We start from the raw sequence: 21,480 nt of genomic DNA, 5'->3' as shown, positions 1-21,480 counted from the left end.
TCAAGCCCTCTCTCCGCCGCGCTGCGCCAGCGCGTCTCTGACCGCCGCGGCCGCGGCCACGGGGTCCCCGTTCTCGATTCCGGCGTCGATCACGGTCCAGCCCGCCTCGGCGATCGGCCGGACCTTATCCGACGACTGCGACACGAACACCGCGATCCGCGCGTCCGGCCAGGAGACGTTGGCGATCACGCCGTGGACCTCCTCGCCGTAGTCGGGCAACGGCACGTCCGCCTCGGCCAGCGCCCGGATCAGCGCGCTCTCGACCTCGGCGTCGGGGTCGTCGGGGTCGATCTCCTCGGCGAGCTCGCGCCACGGCTCGGGCAACTCGTCGACACCCGGACCCGTCGAACCGTCGGCGTCGCCCGCGGCAGGGACCCCGGCACCCGGATCGGCCACCGACATCTCGCCGGCCACCGACACCCCGCCGGCCGCAGATTCCGCACTTTCCGTCTCGACAGCCCCGGCCCCCTCCGACTCTGCGACCATCGCCTTCAGCTCGGCCTCGATGTCCTCGGCCCGTGCGACGCCGCGCCGCGTCCCGATCGCCGTGTTCTGTCCGCGCAGCGAGAGCAGGTTGGCCACGCGCAGCCACCACTGCCAGTCCTCGCGGTACCCGTCGCTCGCCACGGCACGGTCGGAGTCGTCGATCACCAGCTCGGCGTTCAGGGAGGACGGCTGTCGCGGATGCCCCTGCACCACGAGCTGCGCGAACCGCCGGGCGTGCTCGGACCGCGCTTTCACGCGGTCGCCGGTGGCGAACCAGTACGCAGCACTCGCGTGCCCGACGTTCCGCCACACGTCGGGCGTGGGATCGGTGAGGATGCGCGCGAGCACGCTCACGGGGTCCTTGGCGGCGTCGTTGAGGAGCCCCGGGGAGATCCCTAGCGGCGCCGCGAAGGCCTTGACGAAGTTCTGGTGCTCCCACGTCGCCGGCGGCCCGGCCGAGTCGTGCTCCTCGAGGTCGGCGTATGTGACGGCCCAGGGGATCCAGCCCAGGTCGCGCAGCGCGGCGCGCTTGCCGGCGTCGTCGTCGACCCGGTTGTGCACGGGGCTGGCGTGGTAGGTGTAGCCGTCGGTGTAGACGGCGAACCTCATCTGGTGCGGGTCGTCGGCCTCGAGCACGTAGTCGGGCGTCGTCCCGGCCTCGTGGATGTGGTTCTGGGCCCGGAGCATCCAGGTGAGCCGCGAACCGGGCATCCGGATGCGCAGGGCGGTGTATTTGCCGTCGGGCACGGTGGTGATGGTGCCGCCCGCGTCCTCGAGGGATGTCCGCAGCGCGTGCCGGAAGCGCACCTCCAGCGCGGAGTCGCCCTCGGTGTCGATCGTCTGGGTGGTGACCACCGTCCAGTCGTCGCGTTTTGGTTCTGAGTCGTCGTCCTTATCGGCCCCGCGCAGGAGTGCGAGCAGGGCACTCTCCGCGGCGGCGCGGGAGGTGCGGTCGGCCTCGCCGCTACTGGCGTGGGCCAGCAGGCAGCGCGGGCAGGCCAGCCGGTTCTCGTCGGCGCAGGAGCAGTCGCGCACGGCGAGATAGGCGGTGTGGAGCAGGTCCCACACGCGTTCGGGCGTGGTGAAGTCCGCCAGGTAGCCGGTGCCGCCGGGCACGGTGTCGTGCAGCAGGAGCGCGGGGGAGGGCTTGCCCACCTGGGGGACGGTGACGGTGGCCACGTCGAGGTGGCTGGGGTCGCCGCCCAGGACGCGCCGGAACCCGAGCCGCAGGGCGGCGGTGAGGCTGGGAAGCACCATGGTGTCGTACGTGGACACCGCGGGTGGGAGATAGAGCAGCACCCCTTCGGTGGCCAGGGCCCGTCCCAGGGAGACGTGGACGCTGGGTTCTTCGGACGCGGTGGTGTGGGGGCACCAGGGTCGGTGGTCGCGGCGGCTGTTGGCGCCGGCCTCGGAGTCGAGGTGCCCGCAATAGCCGCACACGCGGAACTGGGGCGCGGACGGTTGGGTGCCGCCGATGAGTCGCGTGCTCCCGGCGCCGGTGCCGAGGTTGATCCACCGGATGTCGGCGCGCCGCAGGTAGCGGGCGCCGAACCCGTTGTTGTCCACGAACCAGGCGGGGGCGGCGTCGGTGGGGTCCCAGGCGAGGGTGCGGGCCACGGAGTAACGACGACGACGACGTTCGTCATGCCGTTCGTCGACGGTGGCCGAGTCGCGCATGACCTGCGCGGACACCGTACGCAGGGGCACCACGTCGAGAACCTGGTCGGTGTCGGCGAACCCGGCGGCCCCGCACGCGGGGCAGGAGCCGGGACCGGTGCCGGCGACCTCCGTGCGGGCATAGCTGCAGGCGGGGCAGACCCGCCAGCGTTCCACGGCGTCGCCGTCGGCTCCCATGTCCACGGCCGAGATCTCGATGCGCATCCGATCGGCGTAGAAAGAGTTGCCGGGGGCGAGTTCGGTCAGGGCCGAGGAGATCGACCGGGTGAACGTCGCCGAGGTCGCGTCGAACTCCATGGTGTCGGGGTCGTACGTGGTGATGGATGCCTGCAGGTCCACGGTGTCGTCGAGGAGCTGGTAACCGGGCAGCAGCCCGTAGCGTTCGAGGGCGCCGATCCAGTACTCGTCGCGCTGGGCGGTCTTCTGGGCCACGGTGGCCTTGCGGGAGGCCTGGGCCGCGCGCAGGTCGTCTTTCTCCTGATCGGTGGCGCCGGGGCTCTCGGCGCGTTCGCGGAGGCCGTCCAATACCGCGTCCAATGCGTCGAGCCGGGAGGCCAGCTCGGCGTAGTCGGTCCGCCAGCGGTCGCCGGCGAGTTTGAGGCTCGAGTCCAGCGTGACCGGGGCCGGGTCACCGTCGGCGGTGACTCCCGTGCCCCACTCCCGCAGGTCGCGGGCGGCGGCCTCGCCCACGTGGGAGCCGAGGCTGGCCAGGAACCGGTCGAGCATCGCCGGGACCCGGGCGGGCAGCTCGGTGCGCAAGACGGTGAGGAACGACCCGGGGTGCGAGGAGAAGACAACTCGCGCCTGCTTGTCGACGGGGCTGATGCCCTCGGTCACCAGGCTGTCGATCGCGTGGGCGATGAACTGCCGTCGCAGGATCTCGGCGGCCGAGAGGAACGCCGCCGGGGGCTGGACGCTGCCGTTGATGAGCGAGAGCGGGTCGTGCACCACTGGCAGTGCGGCACCGCGGCCCTGGACCAGCGCCACCACGAGGGAGTTGCCGGTGAGGCGTCCCGCGCGGCCCACCCGCTGCACGTAGCGGGCCACGGAACCGGGCAGCGAGGAGAGCATCACCGAGGACAGGTCACCGATGTCGATGCCCATCTCCAGGGTGGGGGTGGCCACCAGCACGTTGGGCGCACCGGGGGCGTCGGAGGCGGACTTGAACTGGGTCTCGATCAGCGCCCGCTCGGCGGGCTGCAGCAGGCCGGTGTGTTCGCGCGCGACCACCGAGCGGCTGTCGCGGGAGTGGTAGAGGCGCCGGTAGTAATTGCGGGTGTCGATCTGCTCCACCCGCAGATGCCCGGAGCAGTCCACGGTGAGGCACGGGGCGCCCTCCACCACGTCACGGACCGGGGCGGCCGCGGGCGTGGCGTTGTGGCACACGTCGCATCGCAGCTCGGCGGGCTCGGCCTCGGTGGCCACGAGGATGCGCGCCGGATCGAGCGCGTAGATGGTGGCACCGGATTCGGTGGTCACGGCCTCGAGGTGCGCGTCGGCGGCGAGGTGCTCCATGAGGGTGGCCACCAGCTTCTGCGCGGAGTCGGGCGTGACGCCCAGGTGGCGGGCGGTCCAGCGGGCGTACCAGGAGCGGTTGCTGGCCACCGCGTCGGTGCCGTCGCGGTAGCGGTCCTTGGCCAGGGTGGATCCCACGCGCGGGAAGGTGGGCCAGCCACCCACCGGGAAACCGGGAACCCCGCGGGCGCGGGCGCGGCGGTTGGTGAGGTGGAAGGTGTTGCCGTCAGCGCTCAGATACGTGGCGAGCCACGGGTGGTTGATGCCGCCGCGCTGGCGGATGCGCTCCACGATGATCCTCGCCCACGCCTCCAGGTCGGTGTCCCACGGCTCGGCCTCGGTGAGGGTGGACTGCACGGCGAGGGAATCCCAGACCCGGCGCGCGGTGACGAGCAGAGCGGCGGAGGGGATGTTCACGCTGGGGACGGCGGTCCCCGTCAGGGCCAGCGTGCGGCCGACGGTCGAGCGGAGCCCGAACTCCAGGCACAGGTCGAACAGCAGCCTCTCCCGCACCCGCCGCGGGGCACTCCGGCGCTGCGCGGCCGTGGCGGTGGGGTCCCAGAACGCGGTGAAGGTGGCTCGCTCCACGATCGACGGGTGGAGCAGGTGGTAGCGCTCGACCGGGCTCTCGGCGCCTGCCACCACATCTCTGGACAGGTCGTCGAGGAACGCCTCGCCACCGTCGAGGGCGGTGGTGATGGCGGTGCGTAGCGCGAAGGCGTGGGAGCGGGCCTGGACGAATCCCGCGCGATGGGAGGCGTCCTGGACCGAGTCGCTGAACACCAGGGTGCGCTTGTCGGCCGGATCCAGGCCGCGAAGTCCGAAGAGGTTGGACAGGGCCACCGAGAGCAGGGTGGCCACCGCTGAGCCGATGAAGCGGATGGAGTCGCGCGTGCCGCAGGCCGGGCAGGTGCGGCGCTCGGAGTTCTCCTTGGCCGCTAGTCCCGTGTGGAGAAGCACGGGGACAATGCGATCGTCCTGTTCCGACGCGTCGTGGGCGTCGGCACCGTGCAGGGTGGCCTGGGTGGGGTCGAGCCACATGAGCGAGGTGCCCGAGTCGCGGGAGACCCGCACCTGGGACAGGGGCAGTTCGGCGTCGTGTGCGGCGCTGACCTCCTGGTCCGCGGCGATGAGGGCACGGTTGGCCGAGGGGTCGTTCACCGACTGGCGCCTGATCGCCGCGGGTTCGAAGACCGGCTTCTCGGTTCCGGACTCGAAGGCGGTCATCCAGCCGGCCCGACCGCAGTGACGGCAGTAGATCGCGGGGAGGTAGTCGCGATCACCGAACCCGTGGTCCTCCCGCGAGGCCGCGGCGGCGAGGTCCGGCCCGTCGTCATGCCAGTGGAAGGCGACACGGGACTGGACGGCGCGGTCAAGGCGCGATAGTTCCCGGACCCACAGATGGGCCTCGATGCTGGGCAGGCGGCGACCGGCATTCGGGTCTGCGGCGGTGACCACTGCCCGGACGTGACTCATCGCCCCCAGCACGTGGACGAGGAACGTCTCGGCCTCCGCCGGGCTGCGCCCGTGATCGGCCGGCAGCACCGCGGCGGTCAGATCGGTGATGCTCACCGCGCGGGATGAGTGAGCGAGGATGCGCGCGGTGAGCTCGTGACGGCGGAGCGCCTCCACCGCATCGTCCATTCCTGCGTCGGGCGTCAGACCCCAAACGCGGGCCGCGACCTCGGTGAAGGTGGCCTCCGCCGGATCGTCGCCCGACTCGGTCTGCTCCCGGATGGCCTGGTCGAGCTCGGCCATCACCGCGCGCGAGACGGCGGTCTCCACCGGGATCCGCCCATCGGCGGCGAGCCCGGTCCACTGGTCCACGGTGAGGCGGGACTCGGTGAGCACGGATTCCGGGGGGAAGTCCTCGCCGAACACGGTGGCGGCGAACGTCCGGACGGCGGTCGTGTCGCCGTCGTCGCCGAGGGTGGCCGAGGTGGCCACGGGGGTGATCCGGCCCAGCGGCCGGGCGCGGTCGGCCTCGGTCCGCGGGACGAGGGAGGTCGTGGCCGCGTCGAGGTGAGTGCCTACCACCAGGCCGAGACGCCGAAGGAGCAACGCGACGTCGGTGCCCTGCGCCCCGTCGTAGGTGTGGAACTCGTCCAGCACCACGTACTGCAGTCCGGCGGCGGAGATCCGCCAGATGTCGGCGTCCTCTGCGCGCAGGAGGAGCTGGTCGAGCATCTTGTAGTTGGTGAGCAGCAGGTCCGGTGGATCCTCCCGCATGGTGGCGCGGTCGGTGATGAGCCCGGCCTCGCTCACGGTGGTGCGTCCCGATCCCGAGGCCTCGCCGGTGTAGAGGCCCGCGGTGAGCCCGGAGAGCGCCGGCTCGGTGGTCAGCAGCCGGGTGAGGCGCTCGGCCTGGTCGGTGGCCAGGGCGTTCATCGGGTACAGCATCAGCGCCTTGACCCCGCGGATGCCCTGGGCGCGGGCGCGGCGGGCGTGGTCGAGAACGGGGTAGAGGAACGACTCGGTCTTACCCGAGCCGGTGCCGGTCACCACCAGGGTGGGGTCGGGTCGCCGCCACGGCTCGGTCGAGTCCGGCGAGGGCTTGCTCGACAGGCGGGCGAAGGCCTGTGCCTGATGGACGTACGGGCGGAACGGGAACGTGGTGGGAGTCCAGTCCAGTGCCTCGGTGGCGCCGTCGGTGGCGGGGGTGAACGGCATGCGGGTCCGCACGTACGGGCCGTGGAACATTCCCGTGCCGGGGCTGGACACGAACTCCGTCAGTGCGGAGAGCGTGGACTTGTCCGACAGGGCGAACGTGGTGGACAGGAATTCGGCGATCCCGTCCTTGAGTTGTTCGGCGGCCTGCAGCGGTAGGAGCGCGCTCACCCGAGTGTCCCGTCGGCCAGCTCCCGCTCGAATCGCTCGTACGCGGCGCGCATGTCGGCCTCGCGGTCGAGGATCCGGAAGGGGTATTCGAAGACGTACGTCACCCCGGACTGCGGATGCGTCCAGGTCCGCTCCTCCTCGCTGAGCTCCTGCCCCGGCTTGAGCTTGCGGTACAGCTTAGCTACGTCCTCGGCCACCTTCCGCCCGTTGGCATCGAAGAGGTCCTGGGAGTCGTACTTGCGCATCACCGGGAACTGGGTGCGGTAGATCATGCACAACTCATCGGCCGTCACACCGAGGCTCAGGGCGACGAGTGCGTCAATCTCGACCTGGGCCTGGCGGCGTTCCTCGGCTTTGCGCAGCGGGACGTCGGGGGTCCATTCGGTGCCTGTGACCTTTTCCCAGAGGGGGGCGTAGGTGGAGGTAAGGCAGTTTAATCTCGAAAAGAGAAGAACCAACTGCCCGGTCTTTGCGAACTTTCGGTTAAGAGGAAGCCCCGATACGACACCTGGGTCAACATGCGCCTTACCGCTGGATCTGACGAGGAAGTCTGCCAAAACTCCGGACATCGTGGCGCCTGCCAGTATCAGCGTGGGCAGATCCGCATTGCCTGGGGAGGCGGACTGTGCGCCGTGGACATGCATCGACCCGGTTGGAATAACAGCGGGATAGAGAGTGCGGAATCCGGTAGTAGCGGCCATGTACCGCCAAATTATCCGACATGAATTTCGGTGGGATACACGCAGGCCACTCGCTTCACTAATAAACGAAGAGTAGTCCGAGTCAACCTTCTGCTGAGCGACCTGCAACTGGTAGGCCGTAGCTGGGATGAAGTCCGGCCGCAAGGCCTCCAAGTCTATTTCGGTCCAATCCTGCTTGTTCTTCATCGTGGGATTGACCTGTTTCGCAAAAGGGTTCGCAACGCTGAAGTGCGGGCCTTGGAGGATCACGTCGTACCACCGCCCCGGCACCGCCCACTTGGTGTCGAAATAGCCCTTCTTCTTATCGATCGACTCGTCCCAGCCCCGGGAGTACTTGAGCCCCAGCTCCTTGATGCGGGGCGCGGCGGCGAGCTTGCGGAGAACGCCCTCCGCCTCGGTGGTGACCGAGTAGACCATTCGCGAATCCAGCGCCGCGGTGTCAGGCTCTTCCAGGATCGACTTCCACAAGTCCAAGGTTTCCATATTGACGAAGTTGATGCGATCGCGGTGAGGGCGAAGGTCGAACTCGTGGAGGTCATTCTTCAATCCTGGTGGCGGCCCAGACCCGTCGTGAACGAGCGATTCGATGATAGTTCGTGGGTGGAGGATGCTTGACGCATGAAGGAACTTCGCAGTCTCGCCGCACGGTCCGTAGACATGCACTCCGTAAGTGCGAGTCCCGCCGATCGCGAAGAGCTGGAGGTCATTATTGAATTTCCAATGTCTCCGCAATCGGAGGTATGCTTCCCGCCGGAGCGGTGCGGCTTTTTTCTCGGTGAAGTGCGACTCGGGATGGATGAGGGTCACGACTCCGTTGTCGTTCGCTGACCGCCATGTCCGTTGCATAAAGGCCCGGTAAAGATCGGGCTGCTGGCCTGTCAAGAGTGGGTACTGCGTTGTGTCGTTGAGGAACGTCGACGTGACCACCGTCTCGGCGATACCAGTTGCGACGACTTCCACTGCGCCTCGCCGCAGCGAGGTCTGATCACGCCGCGCCCTTCTTGAGGCCTGGGTGGGTTTGTGTGCGAGGATCCACCATGGGTCTGCTTCTCCCCAGAGAGCGTCCTCGTCGGTGCGTGGCCGGACCCACGGCGGGTTTCCGACTTGTAGATCGAAACCGCCGAGTGCGAATACAGGGGCGAGGTCGAGTTCCCAGTGGAAGAAGCCCTGTTCGTGGGCGACCTGCTCACAAACTGCGAGCCAGGGATGGTTCGTCAGCACGGCCTCGACCTGCTTCTCTCTCGCAAAGACGCGATCAAGTTCCTCGGCCTGGTCGATCTGCTCCCAGGTGAGATCAGAACCCAGGACGATCTGCCCCTCCCCAGGCCCCCGTCGTCCGCGGCCCTTCGAGGCGTCCGAGTAGGCGTGGCCGAGCAGGGCCTCTAAGCCGTCGATCCACTGGTCCAGCGTCGGTGGTGTGACTGTTTCTCCGTCGACGGTCACTTTGGCCTCGGTGAGTGGCCAGAACCACATCGCGCACCACGCATCCATTGCCAGGCGGAGGCGTCGGAACGCGCTATCGCGGTTAGCGAAGGACATCTCGATCTCCGACCTCGGGACCGGGTTGAGCGGAGCGGTGAGATCGGCCCCGTAGACATCGATTTCCCGCCGCACCTGGTCCTCGGCGATACGCATTCTCACGAGCGACAGCTGCCACAGCTTTTCCACACGCTCGGCAAGGTCCGTCAGCCGCTGCACTTGGGTCTTGGTTGGCTTGGCGGTGATCTGCTTACGCCACGCTTTAAGCTCTTTCTGCGCTTCGCCGACGTATGGCGCGAGATCCTTGGCGTCTGCGGCGGCGCCCCAGCCGGCGGCGGGCAAGAGGAAGTGGTGGATGCCTCCGCGGACGGTCGGATCGACACCCGTTTCGTCGTCGACTGCCGCCGCGAGGGCACTCAGCGGGGCATCCTGGGGTTCGGCGGTGAGCCACTGCTTCTTCTCCACCTGGCTGGGGGAGTAGGTGGCCCGACGGGCGCCTATCAGCGAGTTACCGCGGCGCAGGTGCAGGCCGAACCACGGGGCCTTGAGCCCCGGGGTCATGGTGTCCAGCCAGAGGGCGATCTCGGCGAGCTCCACGGCCGTGGCATTGAGGTCCACCCCGTAGACGCGGTGCAGGGCGAGGTGGGCCTTGACCTTCTGCAATTCGGCGGTCCGCTGCTCCGGGTCGATCTCCGTGCCCAGTTCTCGCTGGCGGCGCTCCAGATAGAGCTCGGCCAGCTGACGGACGGCCTCCACGGCGAACGCGCCCGAGCCCATCGCCGGCTCGCAGATGGACAGCGTCAGGATGTCCTCGGCGCGATCAATCCGGCCCGTGGCATCGAGCTCCTCGATGGCCTGGCCCACCACGAATTCGCTGAGCACCTGCGGGGTGTAGAACGAGGCCGACCGCTCCCGGTCGCGCGAGGACTGGCGGAACACGAACGACCCGCGCGGGTGCCGCACCCACTCGTCCTCACCCGTCACCGGGTTACGACGCACCACCCGGTCCGAGGCCGAGACCTCCAGCGAGTCGGCGTGGTTCACCACCCACGACCCCTTGGAGTCGTCGCCCCCGCGGGCGACCTCCCACAGGTCCTCGGTGGCGATGAAGCCCGTGTAAGACATCAGGCCCTCATACACCTGCCCCAGTTCGGTCACCCCGAGCGTGGCGTAGGAGATGAACCCGCGGTCCTTTCCCGGCTGCTCCGGCGTGAGCAGGAGGTTGCCCAGCACTCGATACAGCGCCATGTTGGACAGCCGCACCTCGTCGATGAGCGCGGTCGCCACCGGGGAGAACAGATCCGCCGAGAGCTCGTTGAACTCCAGGCCCGGCGCCACGCCCGGTTCGTCCACGGGATGGTGGCCGCCGTCGACCAGCTCAAATAGGAGCGCCAGCGAGTCGTAGAGATAGGTTCCCTGCTCCTCGCGCGGGGTGGCCGGCGGGGAGAGGATCTGGTCCCGCAGGCGGGTAAGCCCGTAGCCGTCGTCGTACTCCGTCGAACCCACCGGGAGGATCCTCAACTCCGGCGACGCCTCGGCGAACAACAGGAACAGGATCCGATACAGGTACCGCAGCGACTGACGCGCCAACACCTGCCCGTCCACGTCCTCCACCGACATCCCCCGCGCCCGGCGCCGGTCCAGGACGTCATTGGCGATGATCTCGATCGACTCCCGCACCGCCCCGCGCAGCGACTCGGAGACCTTGACCGAGTGCTGCCGCGAATCCTCCAGCGTCTCGGTCCACCAGACCGTGCCGTCGGGGCGACGCTCGAGTGACTCGCGGCATACCGCTGCCACCACGCGCTCGATCTCGCCGCCCGATCTGGTGTCGCCGCGCTCGAGGGCCAGCAGCAGGTCCACCGCGAGGAACCGGCCCAGCGGCCACGACTCCCGCTCGGCCAGCAGGAACCACCGGCCCGCCAGCGCCGCCACGAACGCCGGCGGCGCGTCGGAGACGAACAGCTCACCTACGACCTTGCCCACGGCCGCCTCCACCGGCTTTCCGTCGGCCGACACCTCGCCGAGCACGGGCGCCGACCGCAGGTCCTCCACCGTGTCCACCGGGGCGGCCTCCAGCAGCACCACGCCGTCGCCGGCCCACGCCGGCGCGTGCCACGTGGTCTCCCCGCGCGTCCACGAATGGTCGCCGGGCGTGCGGTACCCCAACGCCCGGCGCAGTTCGGCCCGGTCCTCCTCCGACGCGGGCAGGGCCTCCTCGCCGTCGTCGCCGGCGGAGAGTTGCGAGAGCGACACCAGCAGTGGCTGCCGTGCCGAGGTGAGGCGCTTGAGCGGGGACACCGCCCCGTCGCCGGCGTCCTGCTTCCAGCCCTTGACCAGTGCCCGCACCCGGGCCAGGTAGGACTGCTTGGTCTCGTCGGTGGTGAGGTAATGCTCGCTGATCCACTCGTCGACGTTGACGATCGCGCTGTCGGCGGCCATGTCAGCTGTTCTCCTGCGAGGTGGTCGGGGCGGAGGTGTCCGCAATGGGATGGTTGAGGGGGACGACGACGAGGAGGGGCCGCACCAGCCGCTGCTCCGGCCGGAGCTGCTCGGCGAGCTCGGCCTCCTCCTTCACCCGCCGGGACAGGGTGGTCAGGCGGGCACTGCTGATCAGCTCAACTGCCTGGTTCTCCCACTCGTGGGAGCGTTCGCGCCAAGCGGTGATGCGGCGGTCGGCCTCTGCACCGGCCTGGGCGAAGACCGTCTCCAGCGAGCCCGAGGTGGCCTTGACCGCCCGGGGGATCAGGGTGGAGAGCTCCGCGGCGTCGGCCACAGGGCCGGGGTTGGTGGCGCCGACGGCGAGGCCGATCTCCTTCAGCCAGGCGTACGGGTCCTCGATGGGCTCGGCGGCGGCCAGCTCGGGGGCGGGGAACTCCACGGCGGAGAACGCCCGGGTCACCACCTGACCGCGGCGGTTCATCAGCGTGCCCATCACCAGGACGGTGGGGTAGTCCACGCGGCCGCGGACCGCGGGCACCTCCTGGCGCGCCATCGACGCCAGTGCCCGGTCCGCCGCCCAGTCCGAGACCGGGTGCAGCGGACCGAGGAAGTGGGCGATCGGCCACGTGGTCTCCGAGGCGCCCTCGCGGGCCTCCGCCAGGGACTGCTTGCCGCGGTTCACCGACGTGGCCAGGATCAGCTCCTCCCGGACCCGGCGTGCGCGGACGTAGTCCTCCGGCAGCAGGTCCAGCCGTCGGGCCAGGTCATCGGTCGGTTCGAGCTGGGCGGTGTCGTTGGCGTTGCGCCGCCACGCCACGCCCCCGCGGGACTTGGGGAATTGCGGCTCGTTGTGGAACGCCTCGGTGAGAGCGTCCTCGAGGTAATCCACCTCCGACTCGTACACGCTGTATCGGGTTGCCTGCGTCGCCGCCGAAGCACCGGACTCGTCGGTGCCGCTCATGGAGATCTGTTCGAGAAAGACGTCGATGTCGTCGAAGTCCAGCTCGTCGTCGTCATCCACCTCCCCGGCGGCGGCGAGGACATCCTCCGGGCGACGCACGGCGTCCTCGAAGTCCTTCTTGCCCGCCAGCACCTCGCGGATGGTGTCCTCCTCGCGGGCTTCCGAATGCGCGCCCATGAGCGAGGCCACGTCGCCGAGCTGCGAATGGGCCTCGTACTCGCGCTCCATGAGCCGGGTGAGGACCTGCAGATCGCCGGGCGCGGCGTCCTCGGGCGGATCCAACAGCAGCGTGGTGATGACCGGGGGCGTGCGTTGCCCGTAGCGGTCCACACGGCCGTTGCGTTGCTGGATACGGATGAGCGACCACGGGATGTCGTAGTGCACCAGGTGATGGCACTGGGTGTGCAGGTTGACGCCCTCCGATGCCACGTCGCCCGTCACCAGGACGCGCAGGGGGCTCGACGCGCGCTTGAAGCTGTCGACCAGGTCCATCTGCTCCTGGTCGGACAGCCCGCCGTGCATCACTGCCACCGCGTCCGATTTGAGCTTGAGGTCCTTGGCCAGGTTCTCCGCCAGCCAGTGCAGGGTCCGCACGCGCTCGGAGAAGATCACCACCCGCTGATCGCTGCGCGGGGAGATGCCGATCTCGCGGAGGTACGCGAGCAGGCGTTGGTACTTCGCGCTGGAGGCCGGGGTGACCTGCTCGGCGAGCTCCTCCAGGCGGTCCAGGGCGGCGAGCTCCACGGGGCCGGACGCATTCTTGCGGCGGTTGGTCACCGACTCGATCAGCGCGGCGGGGGAGGAGAGGTAGGCCTTGGCCAGGGTCCAGGGGAACAGGCGGTTGTCACCCGACGGGGGCTGGACGCCCGGGCGGGTCCACGTGTCGCGGAGCTCGCGGGCGAGCGCGGTCTCCTGCGGTGAGGCCGGCACGAGGATGTTGTTCGGCTCGGCGCGCACGGCCCACTGGGCGCCCACCTCGCCGTCGACCTCCGGGCTGTGCCGGTGGCGGCGGATGATGAGCGGTTGCAGGTCGCGGGGGTTGATGGTGCCGTCGGGGCCGACCGCAGTGGGATCGAGCAGACGGATGAGTTCCGCGAAACTGTCGGCGCGGCCGTTGTGCGGGGTGGCCGAGGCGAGGATGAGTGCCTCCGTGGTGGGGGCCAGCAGGCGGGCGAGCTCGTTGTTCTGGGTGGCGGCGTTGGTGGCGTTGTGCACCTCGTCGATCACCACCGCGTCCCACCGGACCCGCTCCAACTGGGCGCGGTACTTGGCGGACTTGAGGGTGTCGATGGAGACGATCACGCGGGGGAAGAACGTGAACGGGTTGCGGGTGGCGGGCAGCGTGCGGCGGACCTTCTGGATGCCCACCGAGTCGAGGCGGACCAGCGGGATCGCGAACCGGGTCCACAGCTCCTGCTGCATCTGTTCCAGCACATGCCGCGGGGTGACCACCAGGATGCGCTCGCCGCGGCCGCGGCGGATGAGCTCCGCGAGGATCATCCCGATCTCGAGTGTCTTGCCCAGGCCCACCGCGTCGGCGATGAGCAGGCGCGGGCGGAGCGTCTGATTGGACAGCGCCTTGCGGACCGCGCTGAGCTGGTAATCGAGGTGATCCGCCAGCATCTGCGTGGAGACCACCAGCGACTCGTCGTACAACGGCACCGGGGTGCGGCGAAGCGTGGACTCGAGCCACAGGCGCGAGCGGCGGTAGCCGGGGGAGGGGTCCGCCACAACGGTCGACTTGCTGGGATCCAGCGGCGTCACGTCGTCCAGGTCGGTGTAGAAGGTCGCCGTGGTGTCGCGAACATAGGGGCTGAGCCCGCGGACCTTGAGCAGGTAGGCGTCACCCGGGTGCGTAGGGGAGGTGGCCGCATGCTCTACAGCCGTCACGAGCCACTCCTCGTCGCGAACCACCACTGTGACGCCTGGGGCAAAGGGGACCCGGCCTGTGGGAGTGGGTTGGGAGACGGCAATACTGCTCACAGGTGGGCATCCTTCGTAGTGCACTCGGTTAAGGAACCTCTGAGGTTAGCGATGCTCACCGTGTCGCGCACGCGAACATGGACATGTGTCAGGCTGCGCACGTTCCGAGGAGTGTATCGACTGACCTTAGGGTTCAAGAAGGCGGCGGAAGGCGTACTGAAGGGCGACACTTGTGAATAGAGGGTGTCAGCTCCAGAGCTGAATCGGCAGCGGGGCTCGTTGTGGCGTGAGGAAGGTGGGTCGGCGCCGTGGTCCGCAACTGCCGGGGGCCGTCTCCTACCGAATTGACTCGATCCGAACGAACCCGTGCAGGTCCTTAAGTTCATTCTCGAGTGATTCACGATCGTTGGAATTGATGACCATGGATCCGAACGTAAATACGCAAAGGAATTTCAACTTACTCCCAACGTCTAACAAGCTGTACAGCAGCCAAAGGAGGAATGGGACAGGCGCAGACCTTGGGGCGTTCCCCAGTCTCGACAGAGTTGTCTTTGGGTCCTGAGCTGCGAGCGATAATACGGGTCTCCGTGGTGATCGGTCAGGATTCGTATCAGTTTAATGGAGCCTGGCAGACAAGTGGGCGGCCGTAGGCGAGGGGCGGCTGTGGACTGCGAGCAAGGCCTTATGCGACCCCCTGGGATCGAGGCTCGCCGGCATCCGTTGAGACGGTCGGCCGACCCGCGGGTAAGCATGAGGCGACGCCCGGTGGCTCACCATGACGGGATATCGACCCGAATGGTCACGGGAGACGAGATTTCCCCGGTCGGCTGAGAGGATTACGCGCCCCCACTCCCTCGCCCCGCCGTAACCACCTCGTCCCCCGCTCCTAGACTGTCCCCTCGGCGCCCGAGCCGCCGTGACCATCAGTACGCCCACCCAGAGGAGCCCCACGTGGAGTACGCGCAGATCGAGGCGCTGCGCGAGCGGCATCCCGCCTGGCGGATGCTGCGGGCCACCCACGCGCCGCTGCTGCTGACGGTGCTGGGCCGGTTCTTCGTGGAGGAGGGGCGCGGCGCGAGCCCGGAGAGCGAGCTCGTCGCCGCCCTGGATGATCAGCTCTACGCGATCAACACCCAGGACCCGGCCAACCCGCGCTTCGTGCGCACGGCGGCGGAGTACCTCGCCGACTGGGCCGCACCGGAGTCGGGCTTCCTGCGCCGCTTCTATCCGCTGGGTGCGGACGAGATCCACTACGACGCCACCCCGGCCCTGGAGAAGGCCTACGCCTGGGTGCAGGGCCTGGCCGAGCAGTCGTTCGTCGGCACCGAGTCGCGCCTGCAGACCGCGGTGGACCTGCTGCGTCAGATCGCCCAGGGCACCGAGTCGGATCCGGCCAAGCGCCTGGACCAGCTGGAGCGCCGCAAGCGCGACATCGAGCGGGAGATCGCCCAGCTCCGCGAGGATCCGCAAGCCGGCCTGCTGGACCGCACCGCCGTGCGCGAGCGCTTTCAGCAGTTCGCCGCCACCGCCCGCGACCTGCTGGCCGACTTCCGGCAGGTGGAGGAGAACTTCCGCGCCCTGGACCGCTCGGCTCGCGAACGCATCGCCACCTGGCAGGGCAGCAAGGGCGAGCTGCTGGCCGAGCTCGTCCACGGCCGCAGCATGATCGACTCCTCCGACCAGGGCCGCAGCTTCCAGGCGTTCTACGACCTGCTGCTGTCCACCTCGGGCCAGGAGGAGTTGTCCATGCTCCTGGACCGGTTGTCCGGGGTGGAGGACCTGGCGGGGGATCGCCGGATGCGCACCATTCACCACAGCTGGGCCGAGGCCGCGGAGCGCACCCAGCACACTGTCCGGAGCATCTCCGAGCAGCTGCGCCGCTTCACCGACGACCAGGTGTGGCTGGAGAACCGGCGCGTGCTGGACCTGGTGCGTCAGATCGAGACCACCGCCCTACACCTGCGGGAGGGCGAGTTTCCGGGCTTCGGGCTGGAGCTGGAGGAGACCAGCGTCGACGTCGCCCTGCCCACGGATCGCCCGCTGTTCACCGTGCGGCCGGCCTCGGAGGTCAACAGCGATCTGGAGCCGGTCGAGGCCGAGGAGGTGGACACCTCGGTGCTGGCCAACCAGGTGGTGGTGGATCCCGCGCGCCTGGCCACCCGCATCCGGTCGCTGATCCCGGTGCACGGCACCGCGCGGCTGGAGGACATCATCTCCCTGTACCCGCTCCAGCACGGCGCGGCAGAGATCGTCGGCTACCTGGCGCTGGACGAGGACGATCTCGAGGTGACCACCCACGAGCATGAGGAGACCGTGATCGAGTACCACGAGGCGGGCAGGCACATGCGCGCGACGATGCCGCGGGTGGAGGTCACCCGCCGATGACCGCCCCCAGCACCGCAGACCACAGCGAGTCGGGCCACGCCGGAGACAGCGCCGTCGGCCGCGCCACCCCGGGCCGGGTGTCCCCGGAGCGCGCCGTGGCGATCAGCGCCATCCGCCTCATGCAGGGCGTCGTGTACCAGGAGTCCGACGCCTGGGACGACCTGGTGCGCCACCAGGGCGCCGTGCGTGACCACTTCGCCGTCGTGGGGCTCGAGGTGGTGATCGACGACGACGAGGGCTACGCCTACCTGCGCACCGCCGACACTCCGGAGGGCGAGAACGCTCTTCCCCGGGTGATCCGCCGCCGGACGTTGACGTACGCCGACAGCCTCATGCTCGTGCTGCTGCGGAAGCGCCTGGCGGAGTTCGAGTCAGCGGGAGATCCGGGTCAGCTGGTGCTCACCCACGACGAGATCGTGGAGATGATCCAGCTCTTTCTGCACCGCAGCACCGACGAGGCGCGCGAGCAGCACCAGATCGACGCCTCCATCAACCGGCTCGTGGGCATGGGTTTCCTGCGCCAGCTCAAGGACCGCAAGGGGGAGTGGGAGGTGCGCCGCATCCTCAAGGCCTACGTGGACGCCGAGACGCTCTCGGACTTCTCGGCCAAGCTCGCCGAGTACGCCGACGCGGGCGCCGAAGACGAGAGGGACGCAGGCGAGAGCACCGCCGACGAGGGCGTCGGCCACGCAGACGCCGCGGACGAGAGCACCGCCCACCACGCGAGCGAGGACATCTGATGACCAGCGGCCTCTTCTCCTCGGTGGAGCTCGGCAGCGGCGAGCGCCCCGGCTTCCGCCTGGCCCGCCTGGAGGTGCTCAACTGGGGCACCTTCGACTCCCGGGTATGGAACCTCGAGCCGGCGGGGGAGACCCTGCTGCTCACCGGCGACATCGGAAGCGGCAAGTCCACCCTGGTGGACGCGGTGAGCACGCTCATGCTGCCCTCGCACCGGATCGACTACAACAAGGCCGCCGGCGCCTCCCGCAAGGAGCGCACTCTGCGCTCGTACGTGGAGGGCCACCACAAGACCGAGCGCAACGAGGCCACCGGCAGCGTCCGCTCGGTGGGCCTGCGCGACGGGCACTCGTACTCGGTGATCCTCGGCGTCTTCCGCAACGAGGGGTACGGCGAGGAGGTCACCCTCGCGCAGGTCTTCCAGCAGCAGGAGGCCACCGGCCAGCCGTGGCGGCGCTTCATCACCGCCGACCGGGCGCTGTCCATCGACCCGGACTTCACCGGCTTCGGCTCCGACCTCGGCGCCCTCATCACCCGCCTACGCGAGGGCGGGGCCGTGGTGGACAAGGACTTCCCGACCTACGGCCGCGCCATGCGCCGCCTGCTGGGCATCCGCTCCGAGCAGGCCATGGAACTGTTCCACCAGACCATCTCCATGAAGTCCGTCGGCGACCTCAACGAGTTCGTCCGCACCCACATGCTCGAACCCGTGGACGCCTCCGCCCGCATCGAGGGCATCCTGCGCCACTTCGAGGACCTCACCCGCGCTCACGACGCCGTCACCCGCGCCCGCACCCAGCTCGCGGCCCTCGAGCCTCTCGTCGAGCAGATCAACACTTACGACTCCGCCCTCGAACGGCGCGAGCGGCTGCGCGAGGAGCGACTGGCCCTGCGCCCGTACTTCGCCGAGCTCCGCATGGCCCTGCGCCAGGCCGAGATCGACACGCTGACCACCGAGGTCGCCTCCGCCAACACCGAGGTGGTCCGCCTCCGGGAGAAGGCCAGGGAACTGGCCACCGAGCGCGAGGCCCTGGTCACCGCGCGCGCCGAATCCGGCGGCAACCGCATAGGCGACCTGGAGCGAGATGCCGCCGCGGCCCGGGAGCAGCTGGAGGAGCGTCGTCGTCGTCGGGATCGGTTCACCGATGCGGTGACCCGCGCCGGCCTGGACCCCGTCACCGACGAGGCGGCCTTCACCCGCCTGCCCGAGGCGATCGCCGCACGTGAGGCCGAGCTGGACTCCCACGGCGTCGACCTTGCCACCCGCCACAACGCGCTGGTCATGGAGCACGGTGAGCGCAAACGGCAGCTGCGCGAGGTGCAGCAGGAGCTGACCGGCCTGACCGGGCGGACCAGCAACCTCCCCACCGAACAGCTGCAGGTCCGCGGGCAGCTGTGCGCTGAACTCGGCCTGGACGCCGCCGAGCTGCCCTTCGCCGGCGAGCTCATGGACATCGCCGCCGAGCACGCCCAGTGGCGCGGCGCCGCCGAGCGCGTCCTGCGCGGATTCGCCCTGTCCCTGCTCGTGCCGCAGGAGCACTACGCCGACGTGGCCGAGTGGGTGGACTCCCGCCGGCTCACCTCCCGCCGCGCCGACGGCCGCGAGGTGGGCGTGCGCCTGGTTTACGAGCGGGTCCCCGAGAAGCACGTCCCGCTGCAGCGGCCCCAGATCGACGGGCTGCTGCTCGCGGACACCGTGGAGATCGCCGACTCGCCGCTGCGCGGTTACCTCGCCAAGGAGCTCTACGCCCGCGCCGACCACTTGTGTGCACAGACGATGGACGAGTTCCGCGGCGCCGACCGCGCCGTGACCGTGCAGGGGCAGGTCCGCTCCCGCAACCGGCACGTCAAGGACGACCGCAGCTCCACCACCGACGCGCGGAACTGGGTGCTGGGCTGGCGCAACGAGGACAAGGTCGACGCCCTGCGCGCGCGGTGCGCCCGGCTCGAGGCCGAGGTCGCCGAGCTGGCCACCCGCCTCGACGCCGCCACCGCCGAGCAGAACGACGCCGGCCAGGCCCGTACCGCGCTGGTGCGGCTGGCCGAGTATCCGTCCTGGCGTGACCTGGACTGGGCCGAGGCCCAGCAGCGCGCCGACTCCGCCGAGGCCGAGCGGCAGCGGCTGGTCCGCGGCAGCGACGAGCTGTCGGAGATCGACCAGCGGATCGCCGACCTCGACGCCCGCGCCGCCACCGTGGCCGACGACGAGCGGGAACTGTCCGACCACCGCAGCCGCTGGCAGAGCAGCATCGACCACGAGCAGCGCCAGATGCTCCGCGACCAGCGGGTGATCGACGAGCTGGACGAGGCCCTGCTCGAGTCGGCGCGAGAGGTGTACCCGCGGCTGCGCGAGCGGCTCGGCTACGGCGAGGACCCCGGCGCCGAGCTGGCCCAGACCGCCGACGAGGCCCATTCAGCCGAGGCGGCGCTCTCGGATGCGATCGATGCGGACGTCGAGCGCGCCCAGCGCGAACTCAACGGCGTCACCACGCGGATCCACCAGGCCATGGCCGAGATCCGCCGCACCTGGCCGGAGCAGACCAAGGAGATGGACGCGGCCGTGGCCGCCCGCGCCGAGTACGTGCGGTTCCACGCCCGACTGGCCGACGACGACCTCCCGCGGTTCGTGGACGAGTTCGAGAGCCAGCTGCGCAAGAACACCATCCGCGAGCTCGCCGGCTTCCACAACTGGCTGCTGCGTCAGGCCGACGACATCGGGCAGAAGATCGAGAAGACCAACGAGGCGCTGGGAGCAATCGACTTCAACCCGGGGCGGTTCGTCCGCCTGGACTGCGAGAACACGGTCAACCAGGAGGTGCGTCAGTTCCGCGCCGACCTACGCGGCGTCACCGACGACGCGTTCGGCGGCGACGGCCAGTACTCCGAGAGCCGGTACGAGCAGGTGCGCGCGATCCTCGAGCGGCTCCGCGGCCGGGAGGGCCACAGCGACTCCGACCGTGCCTGGCGCGCGCGGGTGACCGACGTGCGCAACTGGTTCACCTTCTCCGCCTCCGAACGCGACCGCGAGACCGACCGCGAGTTCGAGCACTACCGCGACTCCGACGGAAAATCCGGCGGGCAGAAGGAGAAGCTGGCCTACACCATCCTCGCCGCCTCGCTGGCCTACCAGTTCGGCTTGGAATGGGGAGCGGCCAAGGCGCGCGACTTCCGCTTCGCGGTGATCGACGAGGCCTTCGGCCGTGGCTCGGACGCCTCCACCCGCTACGCGCTGGAGCTGTTCGCCAAGCTCGGCATCCAGCTGCTCATCGTCACCCCGCTGCAGAAGGTGCACGTGATCGCGCCGTATGTGCGGACTATCGGGTACGTGGACAACGTGGAGGGCCGGTACTCGCGGCTCGTGCAGATGACGACCGAGGAGTACCAGAAGCAGAACGGGCTGGGCTGAGGAGCGGCCCGAAAGGGCCGGTCTCAGTCAGTTCGTTGCGCGCTATATGGCCGTCGGCGGCAGTAGGTTGGCTTTCATGGCCCCACATCAGAGCGACTCGGCAGTCCAGAGGGATGCCGAGATCGCGATCGTCGACGCTCTGGCGACCAAGCTCAAAGTGGCGCTGGTCCGTGGGGGATCGCTGACGCTCAGCGGGGGAGTGCGAATTCAACTCGACGCTCGGAGCGAAGACGGGAAGTTCGCGGTGGAGGCGTACGCGCGACAGGGAAGGCTCAAGGGCGGCCAGCTCAAGAAGATTGCCCAGGACGTTCTGAAGCTCGCGCTACTTCGGAGCGAGCCGGGCTACAGCGACGTGCGGCCGATCATCGTGTTCGCGAGCGAGGAAGCGCGGTCGTCGATCACCGGCTGGGTCAAGCATGCCGCCAGTGTCTTTGGCGTCGAGTTACACGTGGTCGACATCGATCCGGGTCTACGCGACGCCATACTCGCGACCCAGCGTCGGCAGAGGATGGTCAACGTCGACCTGACGGCCGTGGCAGACGACCTCACCATTGACGAATGAGACGGGTCGCCCACCGCCCGAATGATCATGGCCGATTCCTCGGGCTTTCCCTGTCGCGGAGATTCCACGAGCCGAAGGCGCGTCAGGGCGTAGCTGAAGGCCCACGCGCCGAAACTATCGCTGAACTGGACAAACGGCCGCGATTTGGCTTTGCAGACAGGCCCGTGTAACTTTATCGGAGCCGCCAGGGAGCGGGGCCGGAACGAGAGAGACGGCCCAGCGAGCTGGTGGCGAGCCGGGGTAGGCGAGCGGCGGGCCTGGTTTTGACTGGGGCGGCCGGGAGACTTACACTGGAGAAGTTGCCCCGAAATGGGCAGCGAGCCCCACGAGACGGTGACTGTGAGGTCGTCGTGGAGTGGTGTGTGGG

7 protein-coding genes are annotated in these 21,480 nt (G+C 69.2%); 4 read left to right on the top strand and 3 right to left on the bottom strand.

All coding sequences use genetic code 11. The features are described 5' to 3' along the window. The 3 genes from RWK90_RS03490 to RWK90_RS03480 are packed head-to-tail and all read right to left on the bottom strand — an operon-like array spanning position 1 to position 13,989. Positions 1 to 6,516 carry a DEAD/DEAH box helicase gene (locus RWK90_RS03490; protein ID WP_314034803.1) on the bottom strand — a complete coding sequence of 2,172 codons (6,516 nt, stop codon included), beginning with the start codon at positions 6,514 to 6,516 and terminating at the stop codon, positions 1 to 3. Beyond that, positions 6,513 to 11,138, bottom strand: coding sequence for an Eco57I restriction-modification methylase domain-containing protein (locus RWK90_RS03485; protein ID WP_314034801.1), 4,626 nt, complete (start codon positions 11,136 to 11,138; stop codon positions 6,513 to 6,515). The genes RWK90_RS03490 and RWK90_RS03485 overlap by 4 nt, the downstream gene beginning before the upstream one ends. 1 nt (position 11,139) lies before the next feature. Next, positions 11,140 to 13,989, bottom strand: coding sequence for a DEAD/DEAH box helicase (locus RWK90_RS03480; RefSeq protein ID WP_396230262.1), 2,850 nt, complete (start codon positions 13,987 to 13,989; stop codon positions 11,140 to 11,142). Between the two features lie 984 nt (positions 13,990 to 14,973). Between RWK90_RS03480 and RWK90_RS03475 the strand changes: the two genes are divergently transcribed. The 4 genes from RWK90_RS03475 to RWK90_RS03460 all read left to right on the top strand — a co-directional run bounded on the left by RWK90_RS03475 (position 14,974) and on the right by RWK90_RS03460 (position 21,113). Next, the gene (locus RWK90_RS03475; RefSeq protein WP_314034797.1) at positions 14,974 to 16,407 is read left to right on the top strand and encodes a DUF3375 domain-containing protein; all 1,434 of its coding nucleotides are present in this window, start codon (positions 14,974 to 14,976) and stop codon (positions 16,405 to 16,407) included. Beyond that, positions 16,404 to 17,147 (top strand): DUF4194 domain-containing protein, encoded by a 744-nt coding sequence (locus RWK90_RS03470; protein WP_314034795.1) that lies wholly within the window; start codon positions 16,404 to 16,406, stop codon positions 17,145 to 17,147. The genes RWK90_RS03475 and RWK90_RS03470 overlap by 4 nt, the downstream gene beginning before the upstream one ends. Then, positions 17,147 to 20,551 carry an SbcC/MukB-like Walker B domain-containing protein gene (locus tag RWK90_RS03465; protein ID WP_314034793.1) on the top strand — a complete coding sequence of 1,135 codons (3,405 nt, stop codon included), beginning with the start codon at positions 17,147 to 17,149 and terminating at the stop codon, positions 20,549 to 20,551. Before RWK90_RS03470 ends, RWK90_RS03465 begins: the two co-directional genes overlap by 1 nt. A 76-nt stretch (positions 20,552 to 20,627) precedes the next feature. Continuing rightward, positions 20,628 to 21,113, top strand: coding sequence for a hypothetical protein (locus RWK90_RS03460; protein ID WP_314034791.1), 486 nt, complete (start codon positions 20,628 to 20,630; stop codon positions 21,111 to 21,113). Positions 21,114 to 21,480: the final 367 nt, after the last annotated feature.

Origin of the sequence: Dietzia sp. CH92, from assembly GCF_032248695.1 — a bacterium.
Taxonomy (GTDB): domain Bacteria; phylum Actinomycetota; class Actinomycetes; order Mycobacteriales; family Mycobacteriaceae; genus Dietzia.
The sequence above is the reverse complement of the archived record's forward strand: the minus strand, read 5'-3'. Positions and strand labels throughout refer to the sequence as shown.